Origin of the sequence: Enterococcus devriesei, assembly GCF_001885905.1 — a bacterium.
Classification (GTDB): domain Bacteria; phylum Bacillota; class Bacilli; order Lactobacillales; family Enterococcaceae; genus Enterococcus_A; species Enterococcus_A devriesei.
Genome location: NZ_JXKM01000003.1, coordinates 142,494 through 162,160, shown reverse-complemented (window position 1 = coordinate 162,160; position 19,667 = coordinate 142,494). Strand labels below are relative to the sequence as shown.

The window sequence follows — 19,667 nt, the reverse complement described above, 5'->3', positions numbered from 1 at the left end:
GAGACTGACCACTTTTTGGAGGTTATCTATGAATAAGAAAAAAAGATTGATAGGGACTATGTTTCTTCTTTTAGTTTTATTGTTGCCAATGCTTAGTTACTGGCTTGACGGTGAAACAGCAAAGGCAGAAGCAACCACTCAGCAGAATCATGAAATCAATTTATTCGATACACAGCGGGGGAAAGCTCAGCTTTCATATGAAGTCAAAGCAGACCAGATCATGTGGAAGATTGAGGTTGAGCAGCAAGAAACTGAGAAAGAGAATCAGCTCCAATTATCCCTGAAAAGTAATGGGCAGCCAGTGACAATAACAAATGTGAAGATCAATGCTGGAGAGGAAAGTTATGACATTGATTCTCAGACCCAACAATTAGTTGAATCAAGTTTTTCAAATAAAGCTCGACATAATGAATTGACCTTTGAAACAAAAAGACTGTCGGAAGTCACCGTATTTCCTAGTATTATTGAAAAAAATTTGCAGGGTGAATCGACAAATTTATTGGCAGACACTCAGCCTATCGATTTAAAGATCGATGAGTCTGAACAAAGCTCTGCGCCCGTATTAGAAACAACATCTTCTGACACAAGTAATGGGTCTAAAACTTCAACCGAATCAACAACAAGTTCAACGAAAGATAAAGTTGATTTAGGTGAAGCAGATGATCAAACATTAGCTGCTGAAAAGAAAGCGGCCGAAAAAAGGTTTGCAGCAACTGGTAAAGCACAAGAAATTACGCGAAGTGCTGCTGTTGCTAGTACAGGAATTACAGTTACGAAAGATAATTTTCTCCGCTACTTCAATCTTTTGGGGAGTGCTACATTTAATCAAAGTAGTGGGATCATTACTTTAACACCAAACCGTAACAATCAAGTTGGGAATCTAACATTAAAAAATAAAATTGACTTGAATGGTGATTTTATTATGGATGGAGCTGTGAATCTTGGATCGGATTCAAATGGAGCCGATGGGATTTCATTTGGTTTCCATACAGGTAATACGAACACAATAGGTGTAGCTGGCGGAAATCTAGGGATAGGTGGTTTGGAAAATGCGATCGGTTTTAAGCTAGATACATATAAAAATGACGAAGCAGCACCAAATCCTAATGCAACGAATGCAGCGGACCAATTTGGCTGGGCAGCTGATGTTGCTAAGGTTACCTATCCTTATGGAGTTTTTGTTACGACCTCTCAAAAGCGAATTCTTGGAAAGGATGGGAAGCTGTACAGTCGTTGGTGGGCAGAGCCAGATGCAAGCAGCGCAAAAAGTATAGGCAGTTCTTATATGAACGGAAAGTTTTATCCTTTTAAAGTCTCATATAGTGGTTCGACCAAAACTCTAACCGTTGTTTTTGACAATAAATTTACTTGGAAAAGAGTCATTGATGCAAAAGAGGCCCTTTCTCTTGTTGTAAGTGCCTCAACGGGTGGTTCAAAAAATTTGCAACAGTTTCAGTTAAACAGCTTTCAATTCAATCCCCAAGGAGTCATCAATACAAAGTACGTTGATCAGGATACCGGAAAAGAGTTAACGACTGGAGAACAATTTTCAGGCACGTTGGAATCTGCTAAAATTCCGTTGGTTAATTGGCAAACCAATCAGACTTTATTAGATCGAGGTTATGTTTATACAAAGACGACTACTACAACTTCATCACAATACACGGCTGATCCATATGATTCAGTCACAGATCCAGCAAAAATCAGTCCAACAAATGATAATGGTATTTTTTCTGACCAGCCGCTAACAGTTACTTACTATTATAAGAAATTTTCAGGGACAGCGACCTTAACAAAGCAGAATGACAATGGCAAACATCTTGCCGGGGCTCATTTTGATTTGAGGAAAAAAGATGGGTCGACGATTGCTGGGAAAATCGACTTAGTGACAGATGCCAAGGGTCAGATTAATGTAGACGGTTTGAATGCTGGCGAATACTTCTTTAAAGAAGTTAAACCGCCTGCGGGCTACAGGCAATTATCGGATGATCAGAACAACTATCCAATTGTTGTCAGTCCTACAGCGGCAAATAATTCTAATAGCATGACCGTCTCTAATCAGTTGAAATCCTTTGATGTGACATTGACGACTGTAGATGCGGATAATAATAAACTACCCATAGCGAACGTTGCATTTGAACTGAAGGATGCCAAAGGGAATAAGATTCAAACGAATACTACAGGGAATGATACTAATAATGATGGTAAGCTATCCTTTGCTAATCTGTCAGTAGGCACTTATACATTAACGGAAACAGCAAACGAAAATAAAGATTATCTGGCTTTGAAGGAGCCGATTATTATTACGATCGATCAGAATGGGAACGTGACAGTACCTAACACACTTAATCTAAAAACAACGTTGACTGACGGAACTGCCAATAATCAGGTTGACTTCTCAATCGCTGAACAAGCGAAAGTTCCTTTGCCAGCGACTGGTGGTCAAGGAACCTGGAGATATTATCTACTTGGCTTCATGGCATTAACAAGCTCAACCATTTACTTAATTTTTCGCCGTACTCGCAAGGAGGTGGCGTAAATGAAAAGAATAGTTCGATGGTTGCTTATTCTTGGTATATTGCCACTATTGAATAGTGCAACATCAACGGTGAGAGCTACAGAGGCACACCAAGTCCATTTTGTGATCCATAAGATCGTTTTTCCCAATGGTAGGCTGCCAGCCGACAGTGAAAATACTGGTGAAGAAACCGATGCTCACGCGTCGCTTTTAAAAGAATACCGTGGCTTAAATGGCGTCATCTTTGATGTTTACGATCAAACGAATGCCTTTTATGAACTGCGAGCAACTGGCGTATCGGCAGAAGATGCACAGAGAACATTAGCGGATGAAGGGCCTAGAGGTCAGAGTATTGCGGAAACAACTACGAAAACTATCGCAGGTCAAGCAGGATCAGCCGAATTTTCTTTAAATACCAAGTCCAACGGACGTGATGCAGTTTACTTATTCTATGAGCGCGGTGACTCGGAAAATAGTCAAACTAAGAGCCGCAATTTGGTGGCCGTCTTACCAATTTTTGATAATGGAAAAGTTTTAAATACGATTCATCTATATCCTAAGTCAGAAGAGAAGGTACATCAGACACCAGATTTTACGAAGACCATTCTTGATGGAAAGGGCAGCTATGATTATGGGGAAGCTATTTCCTATCAAGATTCAGTGAAGCTGCCAGCTGATATGTTAGACTATAAAACATTTAAAATAGTTGATCAGGCGGATGCAGCTTTAAGTTTAAATCAAGCTAGTTTTAAAATCACCATTGATGGTCAAGATGTGTCTCATTTATTTACGATCAAGCTTGGCGAACATGGCTATGAGCTTTCAATCAAAAATATCGCTGATTTTGAAAAGTATTCGATGAAAACATTAACGATAGCTTATTCCATGGCAATCAATAGTCGAAAAAAAATTGATCAAGCGTTTCTAAATACCGCTAAGTTGATTACTGATCATGAAACAATCACAAAGCAAGTTATGGTCAAAACTGGTGGGAAAAAATTTCGTAAGGTCGATCTAAAGGAGTTTTCCAAAGGATTATCTAAGGCCGAATTCAATGTTTTGAATGAACAGAAGCAGTATTTAAAAGAAACTGCGAATGGCTATAGATGGACGAGTTCGGCCAGTGATTCAGAGATTGTTAAGGTGATTTCCGATAAGAACGGTGCCTTTCAAATCGCTGGTCTATCTTACGGAACGTATCGATTAAAAGAAATCAAAGCGCCTGATGGATACGAAAAAGGTGACGAATTGATCCCTTTTACTGTTACATCAAAAAGTTTTTCTACCAATGAAGATGTATTACGAGTGGTGAATAAACGAATAGAATCACCGCCCCCAAAAAAAGGCTTGATTAATACTATTTTAGGAAAGTTACATCATCCTACTAACGGAAATGCTCAAACGACAAAGAAAAAAGCAATAAGCAAAACACAACCTTCTGGTATTCTCCGCTTCCCTCAAACGAATGATCAGTTCAATATGGTACTGATCTGGTTTGGTGGGCTGATTATTTTATGGATGCTTTTGATCCTATGGCGTAGAAGAAAAAGAGAAGAGAAACAGGACGAGGAGATAGAAAAATGAAAAAGTTCAGCAATATTATAATGGGAATACTAGCATTAGCAGGACTCGTAGTTACCTTTGGATTAAGCAGACAAACGACAGTTGATGCTGTGGATAACACTGTCAATGTCACACTTCATAAACAAAAATTTAATCAAGATCAAACAGCAATTCCTAACTCCGGGATTGAGGATGGCCGTTTTACCGGGACACCATTAAATGGGATCACCTTTAATGTTTATGACGTAACAGACAGTTATTATGCGAAAATCACTGGTTCTTCTGAATCCCGAACGGATGCAATCGCGGATTTAGAAAAACTAGATACTAAGAATTTGACCAGTCAAGCAACTGCGATTACTGAGGGACAAGGTGCTGCAAAATTTTCTTTACCCGCAAAATCAAACGGGAAAGATGCGGTTTATCTATTTGTAGAAAGTGAGGAGCCTGGTGCTGATCCGACTCCCGTTGGAAAATCAACGATGGTTTTAGTGCTACCCGCTTACAAGCCTGAACTAGATGGTAATCAAAAGCCAGTCATGGACGGCAATAACATCAAGTATACTGACGACGTAAATACTGATATTCATCTTTATCCTAAAAATAAAGTAATCGATCGTAAAATCACGATCAATAAAGTGGGAACAGATAATGCAACAGCTTTAATTGATGGTGCAGAGTTCACTTTACAAAATTCAACTGGTCAATTTTATACCGGAAATAAAAATGGGCAAGAGAATGGTGATTGGTCAAAAGCTGGAGCAACAGCTGACAAAGATATGTCTACCAATGTGGCACAATTTGGTGATAAAGCTAATAACAAGAATGTAATAGTTACTAATGGTTCAATTGATTTTTACGGATTATTAGATGGATCTTATACGTTAAAAGAAGTCAAAGCACCGAATAATTATGTTCAAACAACAGATTCGCAAGCTATCCAATTTACTATCGCAAATGGAAAATTGGATAAAAGTTACGTGATTGAGGATTCTAGTACTTTAGGAAATCCGGAAGGGTTCACCGATAATAAGCATGACCCAGCAACTAATACGATAGTTGTAGAAAACCGGGCGCTAGGCAGCTTGAAATTCGATAAGGTCGACGCTAATACGAAAGAAAAATTAAGCGGTGCGACTTTCAAAGTAGCGAAGGATAATTCAACGTCTCCTGATTATTTATATCAAAAAGAAAATCCTGCGACTGGTGAATATGCTTACGCTTGGAAGAGTGAACTAACCGATCCAACTAGCTGGAAAGAAGTCGACTTGACGTCTACGGATGGCAGTTATAGCCTATCAAATTTAAAATTGGGAAATTATTATGTACAAGAAACAACTGCACCCGACGGTTACGCATTGCCACAAGGTGACTCAGCATTTACAAAAATCGCTGTTTCTACTGCTGGAATCGTCGCAACAGTAAACGATGGAATCCCTAATGTCCATAAAGGTGCGCTGCCTTCTACGGGTGGAAAAGGAATTTATTTATTCATCGCGGTAGGAATTATTGCCTTGATCATCGCAGGTATCTACTTTACTCGCGGTAGAAAACAATTTGAAGCATAAAATAAATTGATCAGATGAGGTTGGGACAGAAGTGTTTAGCTTCCAGAACCGAGTAGGTACTGTTTCACATCAGCTCTGCTGAAGCAATCGCAGTGTCTCACAGTAATAAGAAGGGATTCCCGAAAATGACTAGGAAACACAACGCTTCTAGCGTTGATGTTGAGTGTTCCTACTTGGTGCTCCTCAAATTTTTGTGAAATTTCGGCTTATTTCCGAAGAAGCTACTTCTGGTACACCGTTTATACGTGAATAGGAGCTGAGACAAATTAATGTCCCAGCTCTATCTTTATACATAGCAAGATATAGCGGAAAGGAACGTTTAGTGAAAAAGCAAAAACGTAATAAACGAAGAATCTTCATGGACTTGTTCATGATGCTTCTTTTATTGATTGGATTTGGCGCATTACTCTACCCCTTCGTCAGCGATAGTCTGAATAACATTCTTGATCAACAAATGATCAATTATTATCAGCACAAAGCCAACACAGAAAATGAAGCTACGATGAAACAAGCGCAGGCGGCGATGGAGAAAAAGAATCAAGAACTAGCCGCTAAGGGCAATAATCCTGGCGCTGATCCGTGGTCTGACAAGATCAAAAAGAAAAAGGTTCCTGAAAAACCGACGCAAGATTATTTTGAGCAGCACACGATCGGAGTGATTGATATTCCGAAGCTGAAGATCAAGCTGCCGATTTTCGATCAAACGAATGATCTATTTTTATCGAAGGGCACGTCGTTACTTGAAGGTACGTCTTATCCAACTGGCGGGGCGAATACCCACGCGGTAATCTCAGGACACCGCGGATTGCCGGAGGCGAAGCTGTTTACTGATTTACCTGAGTTAAAAATGGGAAATAAATTTTACATCCATATCAATAAACAGGTTCACGCCTATCAGGTGGATCAGATTAAAGTAGTCGAACCTACCGATACCGATTATCTACATATTGAGCAGGGGAAAGATTTAGTCACTTTGTTGACTTGTACGCCTTATATGATTAATAGTCATCGGTTGTTAGTCCGCGGGCATCGTGTTCCTTACGTTCCATCTAAGGATGATAAAGAATTGAATCAAGGCAATCGCGATCGTTGGCTGAAATTAATTGGAATTCTCGGCGGGGCCTTTTTATTAGTCTTGCTGTTGCTATATGGTTTTTATCGTTGGCTCAAAGCTGTTCGGATTGCGAATCGGCGTTATTTACTGCGGCTGACAATTGTTGACGAAGATCATCAGCCAATCATTAATCAATCATTTACGTTGTATTCCCGGAATGGTCGTCACGAAGTATATCGTGATGGGAAGCCATTGACTGGTATCAGTGACGAGTCAGGAACAGTCGAATTAGAAGCGGTGAAGGGTGGTCGTTATCGACTGAAGACCGAAGGCGGTAACGAGATCAAGGCTTTGATCAAGAAAATTAACGATGAACAATTCTATTTGACTCCATTGAAGTGCTCCAAGTTTTCAGTGATAGATCAAAACAGTAACCTATTTCAATTCAACGAAAAGAATTATAAGTAGCGGGAAAAGTATTAATTGAAACCTACAATAAAAAAGACGGGCCTAATAGAAATGGGCTCGTCTTTTTTTGTATGTAAAATGAGTATTGAATAGATATATGTTGTTTATACGTTTGCAAATTTTACGGAATATAAATGATTTTTTTAAGTTTTAGTATAAAGTGCGTTTTTAATTGCATTTTTTAAAAAAAATACGCAAAAAAATAAGTTTTTAGGAAGAAAATAGTTTAAAATTACTCTTATAGTAGTGCTGAATGGTATAAGAGTAAGAGATATGCATCTTGAGATACAAATAAATAAAATATAAACGTTATTTTCTGGTAAAACGTGTTGACCTATTGCTTTTTGACATAAATATAAAAAGAAAATAAGTGTGAATAGTGATTTATTCTACTCCTTACATAAAATGCTGGATTTCGACTGTTGATAGGAAGTGAAAAAAATGTACGTAAGAGAATTGTTAAATAAGTGGGATCAAAAAATTATCCAATTTATTGTAAGCTTGAGACAAAATGGTTATCGTTTGTCTAAAAAAGAGATCACCCAAGAGCTATCTCTTACACGACCGACGCTAATTAAATTAGTAAAAGATATTAATAGTATTTTTTGTGCTTTAGAGGGATACAAACTAGTTGTAGAAAATGACTATTATATTCTCGAAATGTCATTGGAAAATAACTTGAGGGATTTATTCATTTATCTATTAGGAGATTCGCGAAAATATCAGATTATTCGAGAGATTTTCAAAAAAACGACGATCAATGTCAATTATTTTTGCGATATGTATCAAATTAGTAGACATACATATTATTCTGAACTGAAAGAGTTAAACACGTTACTTACTGAATTTAATCTTAAAGTCACTGATAATCGATTAAAAGGTTCAGAAATGCAAATTCGGTACTTCTATGCGTCATTGTTTTCTAAAACTTACGAAAAAGAGATCATTGACCCGATTGCACAAGAATACCTTTCTCCTCGATTCATTGAGGATTTTGCTAAGAGCTTTCAAGTAGACTTAGGTCATTCAAGCTACTATGAGCTAGGATTATATTTTTATATTACCGCTAAACGCTACGAGCGTAAAGAAAATCAAAAGGTAGCTTTAGAGGAGGGCTTTGCCAATCGAACTTACGCATTAAAGAATAGAAATCTGTTTATTCAGCAATTAGCTAATTCGGCAGTGATTGATGAGTTGAATGATATAGTAAAGAGAAATTATACTCGGTATCATTGGTTAAATCATAAAAATGAGCAGGTATTTTTACTTTTCTTCCTGATGGGGCACTATGTCTCTTCCACTCATTCACTACTTTACGAGGAGATTGTAAAAATCGAACGTAATAGTAATAATTATAGCGAAGAAGTGATTGATTTTTTCCTTAGACATAGTGGCAATCATAGTGATGCGGATCTAATAAAAAGTACACGGTATAATCTTTCAAAGGTTCTTTGGAAGCAGCTTATTTTTGCAGGGAACATTAGTAAAGAACATGATACTTATTCAGGAGATTATAAAAGTGATTTGTGTCCACAAGCCGTAAATTTTTTTGAAGAATTGAGAAAGACTTTATCCAATCAATTCAAAGGAATTGAATATAAAAATGGAAACAATAAAGAATTGCTCGTTAACTTTGGCATTAATTACAGCATCTTAATCAAACAGAAAAAGAAAAAATTTGATGTAGGATTATTCTTTGAAGGCAACCCAGGCGTGGTCAGAGCAACAATGGATTATTATTTGACGGAACTAAATAAGTATTCTTACATTTCTGCAGCCAAATGGCAGGAAGGGGAAGAGTATGATCTAATTGTTACTAATTCTGAAATACTTAACTTTGAAAAAAGAAATGAAAAAGTTTTTTATATTTCTCTCTCAGAGCCGAGTTTTAATATAAAAAAAATCATCAGTTTGGCAGTTGATAGTAGTAATTCGGGGTTATTTCCAGATTAATTTTAGAAACTCACCGTTTTATATATTCTATCTGAAGCATGTAATAAAAAGAACTCGACAACGAGTTATGGAAAAAATAGAAAAAGTCTTTGTGCCGATTAATATAACCGGTACAAAGACTTTTTTTGATTCTTTTATTAATTATTATCCTATTATAATTCTTAAAATATTAAAAAAATTTTTTTTTAATATTTTTTTGTTTTTAAAGATATAGCTTTAAATCAAGCTTTTGTCACTTATCAGTTATTTTTTTTTAAAACATGCATAAAAAAACTAACATTATTTTTAGCTTAAAAAATTATAAAATTTGGTTAGAGGGAGATTATCCCAAATTTTTTAAGTTTTATAAAAAAAGGAAATTATTAATTGATCGTTCCCTAAGTTGACTGAAAGCAAAGAAATAGTCCTTTGCCTTATCGATAACGTCAGTTATAAATAGAGGTTCGGGTAAAAAGGACAAAAAAATTTTCTGAATAATTAATAGATTAATATCTAAAAATTAATAAAAAAGAAAAGAAAAATAGTCAAATGATAATTGAGATAATTCCCCAACCATAAAACTAAAAAATAAGGAACCAAAAGGAGGAAGCTATGAAAATTAAAGAAAAATGTCAGACGTTAGTACTTTTATTTGCAATTTTGTTGCCTTTTGCACAATATCTATGTACTGGTTTAGTGGCGGTAGCAGAAACGCTTAACACACAATCCGTTGAATTATTTGAAAATGAGAATGGAAATGCAACGTTGGATTACTCTGTAAATTTGGAAGAGGATACCATTGATTGGAACTATTCTTATCAGAAAAATGCTAGTGATGAAGATACTCAATTTGGTCTGGAATTAATGAGTGACGGACAATCGCTAGGCTTAAAGGAAATTGTTAGTTTATCAGGCGCATCATTTGCGAGTTCAAATGACCAGCTTCTTCAGCAGACAGCTACGAAAGTAAATGAAAATGGAACAGTTTCATTTAAGACGGCACTCGTAGAGGAAATAAAAATTTATCCAATGATCATGCAGCGCGGGGAAACGGGAGCAGAGGATTTATTAAAAGATAGTTCACCTGCTACTGTTCATGTGGATATTCCTCAGACGGAGTCATCAGAAAATAATTCTAGTGAGGAAATTCTTTCAGAAGATCAGCAACCAGACAATGCAACCGTTGAGTCTGAAACACCAAGCGACGTTCAGGAGACACTTCCAGAAGAATCAACTGAAGCGTCAAAAGAAGTTTTACAGGAAGCACCCAAAGTAGCGAAAAGAGCCAGTAAAGCCGTTGAGCCACAGAATCAAGGCAGAGATATTACGAGTCTTTCTGGATCGGAATCAATGAAACAAGATTCAGAAGGAAATAAAACGATTTTTGATTCTGCCAAAATTACGAAAGATGGTAAAGAAATTGATGGCAAAGATATCCAAGTCAATGATAGTCTTTTACTGCAATATACATGGAGCTTACCGGAAGCGTTACGCAAAAATATCAAAGCAGGGGACTATTTTGATTTTAAATTACCAGAGAAATTTACGATTAAAGGTAATGGGCCTTTAACAGGAAATTTGTCAGATACAAATGGCGTAACTTTTGGACAATTCACGATTCAAAAAGATGGCTCGGTTCGAATTGTTTTTACTGAGGCTGTTGAAAAAAATTCCGGAATCAAAGGAACATTGAATGTTGCTGGAAATGTCAGCTTAAAAGATGGGGAAGGTGGCGGAGAAACGACAATCGTTATTCCTTTTGTCGATGGCGATGTCCATGTTGTTCCTGATATCGTCGTGCCGAATTCTAAAGATCTATCTAAAAAAGTACTCTCACAAACAGACGCCAAGGATATTCAAGGGAACAAGGGGGAAGTTACTTGGCAAATAATCGCTAATAACACGGGCAAGACAATGACGGATGGTCAATTAACTGATACTTTACCTGCTGGAGTAACCTATAGCGGTGATTTAAAAGTGATGAGCTACAAGGTCGATCTAGTGTCAGGAAATCGAATTGAACCGGGAACGGATGCAACCGATCAAGTAACAGGAAAACCAGCGAATGGTGCCAGCGCGTTTACTTTAGGGTTGCCAACGAGTGATGAGGCTTATGTCATTAGCTTTAAAACGACTGTTGATTTTGATAAATTAAAAACAGATACCTCAGGGAATCAAGCACCCACAGCTACAAATTTGACAGCAAAAGTTGTCAATCAAGCTAAACTAACTTCTAAAGAAACCGGCGATGTGAAGGCGAATGCGACAGCTACTTTCAATTCAGCCAGCACGCTGAAAAAAACCGCTGGAAAATACGATGCGACAAATGAGGTTATCCCTTGGACGATCACGTTTACGAAATCTGGTATGGACATTCCTGCAGACACGAAATTTATTGATGTTATGACGAATGGGCAAAAGCCTGCGGACGCAGCTGGAAATGTATTAACATTAGCGCAGTTACAAAAGATGATCAGCGATGCTTTTAACAAGGGTGGAAGTAATAGTGGAAAAACGGTTCTAGCAACTGAAAGTGCTAACGGCTATACGTTAACATTTCCACAAGGCATCTCAGATAGCTTTAACTTCACGATGTATACGTCCACAAAAGGCGGAGATGCTACAAGCTATAAGAATTCCATTACATGGAATAATAAAGGTGATCACCCAGAAGTACCAATTCCTCATGATAATTCAGGTGTGATCAAGTCGTCCGATAAGGGGACAGGAACGATTTCACCCGAAAAAAATGACGGCAAGGTCACTTGGACCATCACAGTAAATAGTGAACATGCAATGCTAGATAGCTGGTACATCATTGATACGTTAACAAACTCGACTTGGGATGGAAAATCTAGTTCGATCACAGTGAAAGAAGTGAAAAAAGGTCAGGAAGACAATGCAGCGACACTAGTTGATTCAAAAGATTATACAGTGTCAGACATTACAGATAAAAAATTTAAGCTCGACTATAATAACAAAAGTGATAGCAAATTTATTATCACCTATCAAAGTAATTATGATAAAAATAGTTTGTCCACGACGGTAAAAAACAATGTCACGTACCGCTATACACAAGGTGGACGTTCTTGGAGCAGCAGTAAAGACAGCAGCTTCCAAACACCTGGTGATCAACGACAAAAAATTGCCGGAAACAAAGGTGGCGAATTTAACGCGGTGACGAACCAAGTGACTTGGACAATCGGACTGAATACATCAACCGCGGTTCCTTATGGCGATAATGCGGTTCTGACAGATCCGATTCCTACAGGCCAAGTGTATGATTCTTCTGTGACTCCTCTAGTCAAAGATACAGCGGGCAATGCAGTGGCTGGATTTACTTTTAAACTGGTTGAAAAAGGCGAAACAGAAACCATTAATGGTAAAAAGATTGACGGAGGTGCAAATGGTGTCTTAGTTGTAACCGGCTTTAAAAAGGGAGCCGCAGATCAATACAAGGTCACATTTACTACGAAAGTAGTCACGGACAAGGATACGATTGCTGCCGGTAGTGCTACCAATAAAGCTTATTATCAAGACGATACGAATCAACCGTTAGAGGTTACAGCGACAGTCCAATATACAAATAACAACAGTTACGTAAATAAGACGCACCAGTATGATAAGAGTAAAGACGGCGATACCATTCATTACTCAATCGAAGTCAATCCGACCAGCTTAACGCTTAAAAATGTTCAACTGATCGACGGCAGCTGGCAAAACTTAAAAGTCATTCCTTCCACTGTAAAAATCGTTAATAACGCGACGAAAGCAGATGTGACGGATGACTTCAAGCTAGAGACCGCTGAGCAACAGTTTAAAATTCTTTTTAACGATATTAATCAGCACTACACCGTCACTTACGATGCAACGATTATTTATACAGGAAACCCCGGAGCTACTGTTCCAGTTTCGAATAAAGTGACGATTACCGGAGACAATATCAAAACAGATACCAATGATACGGATAAAACAACTGAAATTGTAGTTCCAGATGCAGGTGGTACGGCGGAAGGTGAAGTACGGAAGTTAGTCGTTCAAAAGAAAGATCAAAATTCTGAAGCAAAATTGGAAGGGGTAACACTAGCATTATATCGTGGCCCTGTAGCGAATGGGCAGCTAGTCGCAGAACAAATTACGAATAGTGAAGGACAAGCAACTTTCGATAATTTGACTTACGATACTTATACGCTAGTTGAAGTCAAGCCGGTAGATGGTTATTACATTAGTGAGGCTTTGGCAAAAGGTATTACTTATCAAATCGATAGTAATGTGGACAAGGAAACCGGGGAAGTAGCCAACGCTGAAAATCAGCAAATGGGAAAAATCAAGTTAACCAAAGTAGATGCCAACGATTCCAATAAATTATTAGACGGCGCAGTGTTCAAATTGTACGAAAAAGATGGAACGACCCAAGTGACTAAAGACGCTCTGGGAAATAGCATCGATCAATTTGTTACAACGAATGGAACGATTGAGATCGATAATTTGATACCGGGAGACTATGTATTAAAAGAAATAAATGCGCCAAGTGGTTATCAATTATCCACTGATACAGTTCCAGCGAACGTCGAGCCTGGAAAAACAAGCGAAGTGACAGCGAAAAATAAAATTTATAAAGGTGTCATTGAATTTGTTAAGACTGATGGCAATAAAAAACTTTCAGGTGCAGAGTTTACGTTGAGTTATGACGGTAATCCTGAGCACGATGTAGTTAAAACCTCTGATAAAAATGGTCTCGTTTCTTTTGACCTTGAAGCGAATAAAGTCTACACCGTCAAAGAAACGAAAAATCCTTTAGGGTATCTGGGAAGTTTTGAATTAACTAAGATTCAAGTTACGGATACTGGGAAAGTCATTTATGGAGATGAAGGAAAAGAATATGCTGCGGGGCAACCACTGGAAGTGCAAAACGAATTAGAAACTATTGATATTAATGGTGAAAAAACTTGGAATATTGCCGACAACGATGCGTCATTTGTACTGCCGCAAAGTATTAAGGTTGAGCTTTATCAAAAAGGCGCTGCGGGAAGTAAAGCTCTTCATAAAACAGTCCAAGTAACGGCGGATGATCAATGGCAATATCGTTTTACGAAGTTGCCAAAATACGACACTTCGGTAACACCTCCGTTAGCGTATGAATACAGTATAGCTGAACAAGCAACCGGCTTTACGACCGAGGTAAGTGGTACGGATTTGATCAATACACTGAAAACGACGGAAATAAAAGGGACTAAGACGTGGGATTCACTGGCAGAAAAGTATAATCTGATTCCAGATAGTATCGTTGTTCATTTAGAGTATAGTTTGGATAAGGGAAATACTTGGCAAGCTTATATGCGAAACAACCAGGCAGTAACACAGCAAGTGTCGAAGGACGATAGCTGGAGCTATGCCTTCAGTAATCTGCCACAAAACTATCAAGGATCAGCAGAGGTTCAGTATCGAGTAAAAGAAGAAGCGATAACCGGTTTTTCACCGGAAGTTACAGGAAACAATATTAAAAATAATCTAGACACAACAGAAATTGCAGTCGAAAAAACTTGGTCAGACCAAGACAATTATTACAGTACGCGACCAACCGATTTGTCCTTTACTTTAATGGTAAAAACAGGAGCTGATTGGCAAACATTTGAAGAGGTGTATGGGGTTGAGAAAACAATCACCTTAAATGGTCAGGGAAATAAATGGACCGGCAGCTTTACGAAATTACCGAAATACGATCAGGCGGGTCAACTTATTCAATACGCGGTAAGGGAAAACTTAGCCGGCTCAGCGAGTACCTATACACCAAGCGGTGGACAAATAGGGGAACAGCAACAGACTCTTGAAGTTGCGCAAGGCGAAAAAGTGACCTTCACGAATAATTTGAATACGTTGGAGCTGACGGTTAAAAAAGAATGGGACGATTTTGACAACAAATTCAATACACGTCCTGAAAAAATTACCTTCCAGCTTTATTCATGGTCAGACGGAATGGCCGAATCATTAGCTACAGAGGTAGGAACGCCAGCGAGCCCACAAGGAATTTTTGAAATCATGGGTCCAGATTTTACACCTTTAAACATTGCTGGGTTACCTGCAGCCGACAAATTAGGTCGTCAAATGCATTACAAAGTAAAAGAAATCGACGTTCCGGACAACTATAATCAAACACCAGCTTATCAAGCAACAACAAATGGACTGAATGTGACTAATGAGTTGTTAACGACAGAAATAAATGGTCGAAAGATTTGGGATGATCAAGAGAATCAAGCAGGCATTCGACCAGACTCTGTTTTAATCGCACTCATGCAAGATGGCCAAAAGATCGGTGAAGTAACGGTTACAGATGAAATGAATTGGCGTTATACTTTCGAAGAATTGCCACTTTATGATCCTAGCGGACGAGAATATGAGTACACTGTCAAAGAGGAAAATATTCCGACTGGTTATGTATCACAGGTGAATGGCTATACGATCACCAATACCCATGTACCAGAAACACCTAATCGCTCTAACCTACCTAATACTTCGGGAGGAAAAAAAGTGACTCAATCCAATAGCACGTCAGGTCAATCGAGCAACAGCACCCGAAGCTTGCCTAAGACAAATGATACTCATAACTATGAATGGGTCTTAGCTGGTTTATTGATGCTAATCGTAGTAAGTGGTTTGGTACTGAAGCGTAGAAAGACCGTGAATCGCTAAAAGTTTAGGTTGATTAGATTTTCTACAATTTTTAACCATTTAGTCAGAAGTCGCAAACGTAATCACGAGACTATTTCCAAGGTTTCAGGTTGCGGCTTCTTGATTTTTTAGGCTAAGTAATTACGAAGGAAAGCAACTTGGAAATTTGAAAAGTTGTTTTTCAAGTATTGGGTCGTCAATCATGGTACAGAAAGTAGGGGGTTATATGAGCCGCATATTATTATTAACAAAAAGTCCGTTAAGTGAAGTTGAGTTTGAATTGCAAGTTGAGCAACTAGGCCATGAGGTCTTCTCATCTATGCAGTTGCTGCAGCTATGTTTACAAGATGAATTGTCATTAGATTTTTTATCGATTTTTCATCAAATTATTTTAAGTGAAACGATCGATAATCTAGAAGTGACTAGAATAATGAATAAATTAAAGAGGTATCCATTAATACTATTACGGAAATCCAACGAGTTATTAGCTGAAAAACAAGTTCAGCAGTTGAAACGAGAAGGTTTTTCTGACTATATTGCGAATCAAATGTCCCTTGAAACAATTCGAGAGGCCTTGAGTTGTTTGGAGAAACGTGAGGAAGGATTGTTTTTCACGTTACCAAAAAGAAGTCCTAAATACGATCTGTCTACGTTGGACTTAAACAATAGAGAAATGAAGTTGCTGCGTGTTCTATACGAACAAGGAGACACCGCCATTTCTAGAGATGAATTATGTTTGGTGATCTTGCATAAGAAGTCGAGTAATTCCAATATGTCTCAGCTGTCTACATTAGTCAAACGGCTAAAAAGCAAGCTTGCTGAACAAGGCGTTGAAGGTCAAATTATTGAGACGTTTTGGGGCAAGGGGTATAAATTGCATGCATCTGTTTTTGACCAAGTGTATTTCGATAATGCGGATGCAGTGATTTGAGCAAGAAGAATGAAGTAGCTCCACTCGAATGGTCATAATTAGTAATCAAAAAGTGCCGGTCAAAATTGACCGACACTTTTTTTACGCTGCACTGGCTAAGTCTAAATTTTTCTCATTAAAGGTATCGCCGTGTTCGAGATCACCATATTTATATCCTCGCTTAAACCAATTGATTCGCTGCTGACTCGTTCCATGAGTAAAGCTGTCGGGAACGACATAGCCTTGGTATTCCTTTTGCAAAGTATCGTCGCCAATCGCATTGGCGGCAGTGATCGCTTCGTCGATATCGCCTTCTTCTAAGATCGGCTGGCCTTGATAGGTTTGGCCAGCTAAATATTTAGAAAAACAACCAGCCAAATAATCGGCTTGCAACTCTAAGCGAACACTGTATTTATTATATTCCGTTTCCGAGACACGTTGCCGGATTTTGTCTAGTTGTTTGGAGATTCCTAGTTCGTTTTGGACATGATGACCGACTTCATGGGCGATCACATAAGCCATCGCGTAATCTCCAGTCGCACCGTATTTATTCGTTAATTCATCAGCGAAGCTTAGGTCTAAATAGACATTTTGATCGGCGGGACAATAAAAAGGACCGACTTGCGAACTGGCTTGACCGCAGGCAGAATTTACGCTGTCAGTGAACAGCACCAGCTTTGGATTTTGATAGGTTTCATTCCGTTCGGCGAATTCGCCATCCCAATAATCTTCTAAATGGGCAAAAACCACCGCCGCAAATTCTTTTTGATCGGTGTATTCTTTTGAAGAAACATTTTCTGTCTCATAAGTAGCGGGTGTGATGCCCCCGCCTAAGGTATCTGTCACGGTATTTAGATCACCGCCGGAAATAAAGAAAACAATAATAGCAATTAAAAATACACCAATGCCGCCGCCGGTAGCGATTTTCCCTACTGGTCGGCCGCTACTGCCTGAACGGTCCTCCACATTTGAACTTTGTCGATCCCCTCGCCAACGCATACGATTTCCCCCTTTTTCGTTTCAATTTAATTTTAGACGAAAAGGAGACTTGAGCCAAAGAAAAACACCTAGCCAAATTTCTTTTTATTGTGAAGCGTCAACAGCTGATCGAATAGCCGCCTCTTGTAAAAATTAGGATGCTCAAAGGGGATGATAAAGGAGGGCAGCCCAGAAAAATCAGCTACCAGCTTCTCAGAAGAAGCGATACATAAATCAATTTCCCTTAAGTCAGTGGAAAAGGGCGCGTAGTTTACGAATTTTAGATTTTCAAGATACTCCCTGATTTCCTTCATTGCTAAATAATCTGGTGTTGGTACGACTGTGACGTTGAGACTGACTGGCAGCTGCTGAGGACTGTAAAAAGGTAAAATAGTCGTCGCTAACGTATACGCCATATTTTTTCGCTGGCTTTTTAACCAGTCAAAGTCTTTTCGTCGATTGACCTTTTTCAAAAAAGATTCGATCACATCAGAGAGACAGACAATTTCTCCCAGCTCACTAAAGTCGTTGTCTAAAGAGAGTTCAATTGAAGGGAACGGGACTTCTTTGAAAATTGAATAATTCAGAAAGGTTTTAAAAAAATTGATTTTCAATAAACGCGTTTCAGGCTGACTCAATGGGCAAAGTAAATTTTTTTCTTCTATATAAGAGAGCAATTCATAAACTAATCCCGCAAGTTCGTCGTTCTTATCAGAGAGCATATGGAAGTAATCATAAATAAACGGAAGACGTTCGTCGGATTCATCCACAAAATAGGGGTAGTAATAAATCATATATCCGAGAAAATCAATATGTCGATTTTTTTGGATCGGGTCTGTAATAAATGAAGCAGTGTAAGCGGAAAGGGCCGTGATTGCTTCCGGAAAAATTAGCTCTTTAAAGGGTGTTTCTCGCAAATAAAAGCCTGCATCAGCTCGCAGACGCGAAATAGTAAAAAAAAGCAAGGTTTCCTTTGGGTGGATAAAGTTCAAATTGCTCAGCGGACTATTTTCCAATAAATTATTTTCTTTGCGAGCAAGCTCATCATACGTGGCGAGTTCTTCTCCAAAGGACCCTAGCCAAAAATAGTAGGCGTAAAAGACACGGATACTTGCTTCGTTTAAACTTTGCAGCTGCATCTTAGACAGGTTTAGACGAATATCGAAACGAGCAAGAAAATCTGTAAGAGGTTTCATTCTTCTCGTTAAGGTCGTTCGACTGACAAATGATTCATAGCAAAAGTCATCGATTGTTTTTTTCGGATGAAGCAGTGTCGTTTTGAGCCAGCGATAAGGAATCGATTGCTGAATCAAGAACTGTTGATAGGCGCGATAAGGATAATTTTTAGAGCACCAGCTGATCTTGCCTTTACTGACGCGGAAATCTAAAAAATCCATTTTATGAAAATCTTGTTGCAGTTCATTGCATAAGGTTTGGATCGTTGGATAGGTATAAGAAAATTTCTCGCATAAAAATGCTAAAGAGACTGATTCCAGCGCTTCTGTAAATAAGAATTCCATTATTTGTAATTTATTCTTTGCAGGCTTATCTAAAACCACAAAAGCCATTTCTGATAACATTAGATCACATCCTTATAAATTAATTGTATCAAATAAAGCAAAATAAAATACTATAATTGAATAAAAAAAGTTTAATAGTAACTGTTCTTTTAAATTATGATTCGAATTATTCGCATATAGGAGTTAATTCACTAAATTCTGGACGACTACTTTCTAAAATAATCGAAGAAAATAAAAAAGCCCCACAAATGAATCATTTTTTACCAGTAATTGACTATTTTTTAAAAAGATAAGTAAAAGGTGTTAAAATAACTCATGTTACAGTTATTTTCATTGACTTATAGCGAATAAATAGCGGATTGATAAATTCTTCTGAAATATAAAATAAAACGAGATTGAAATATATTTGTAACATTTCTTTTATCTGTATGATATATCGCTATGTTAGAATTACTTCTGTCTTAATGAGATCGATTAGATTTTAAAT

8 protein-coding genes and 1 pseudogene are annotated in these 19,667 nt (G+C 38.0%); 7 read left to right on the top strand and 2 right to left on the bottom strand.

The window, feature by feature from the left end; genetic code table 11:
* Positions 1-28: 28 nt before the first annotated feature.
* The 7 genes and pseudogenes from RV00_RS05425 (at position 29) to RV00_RS05395 (ending at position 16,703) form a co-directional block, all read left to right on the top strand.
* Positions 29-2,539 carry a lectin-like domain-containing protein gene (locus RV00_RS05425; RefSeq protein WP_071861601.1) on the top strand — a complete coding sequence of 837 codons (2,511 nt, stop codon included), beginning with the start codon at positions 29-31 and terminating at the stop codon, positions 2,537-2,539.
* The gene (locus RV00_RS05420) at positions 2,540-4,102 is read left to right on the top strand and encodes a pilin N-terminal domain-containing protein (RefSeq protein WP_071861600.1); all 1,563 of its coding nucleotides are present in this window, start codon (positions 2,540-2,542) and stop codon (positions 4,100-4,102) included.
* Positions 4,099-5,649, top strand: a complete 1,551-nt coding sequence (locus tag RV00_RS16085; RefSeq protein WP_084133238.1) for a pilin N-terminal domain-containing protein — start codon at positions 4,099-4,101, stop codon at positions 5,647-5,649. The genes RV00_RS05420 and RV00_RS16085 overlap by 4 nt, the downstream gene beginning before the upstream one ends.
* Before the next feature lie 358 nt (positions 5,650-6,007).
* A pseudogene (locus RV00_RS16800) lies at positions 6,008-6,844 on the top strand (class C sortase); the annotation flags it as partial.
* A gap of 768 nt (positions 6,845-7,612) precedes the next feature.
* A complete protein-coding gene (locus RV00_RS05405; protein WP_071861598.1) occupies positions 7,613-9,124 on the top strand; it encodes an AcpB/EbpR/MafR family transcriptional regulator in 1,512 nt (503 codons plus the stop codon).
* A 591-nt stretch (positions 9,125-9,715) separates the two neighbouring features.
* The gene (locus RV00_RS05400) at positions 9,716-15,793 is read left to right on the top strand and encodes a Cna B-type domain-containing protein (RefSeq protein ID WP_071861597.1); all 6,078 of its coding nucleotides are present in this window, start codon (positions 9,716-9,718) and stop codon (positions 15,791-15,793) included.
* A gap of 205 nt (positions 15,794-15,998) precedes the next feature.
* Positions 15,999-16,703, top strand: coding sequence for a winged helix-turn-helix domain-containing protein (locus RV00_RS05395; RefSeq protein ID WP_071861596.1), 705 nt, complete (start codon positions 15,999-16,001; stop codon positions 16,701-16,703).
* Positions 16,704-16,784: 81 nt separating this feature from the next.
* Here the strand turns inward: RV00_RS05395 and ypfJ are convergent, their stop codons facing one another.
* Both ypfJ and RV00_RS05385 read right to left on the bottom strand, forming a co-directional pair.
* The gene (ypfJ, locus tag RV00_RS05390; protein WP_071861595.1) at positions 16,785-17,681 is read right to left on the bottom strand and encodes a KPN_02809 family neutral zinc metallopeptidase; all 897 of its coding nucleotides are present in this window, start codon (positions 17,679-17,681) and stop codon (positions 16,785-16,787) included.
* Between the two features lie 68 nt (positions 17,682-17,749).
* The gene (locus RV00_RS05385; protein ID WP_071861594.1) at positions 17,750-19,240 is read right to left on the bottom strand and encodes a helix-turn-helix domain-containing protein; all 1,491 of its coding nucleotides are present in this window, start codon (positions 19,238-19,240) and stop codon (positions 17,750-17,752) included.
* Positions 19,241-19,667: the final 427 nt, after the last annotated feature.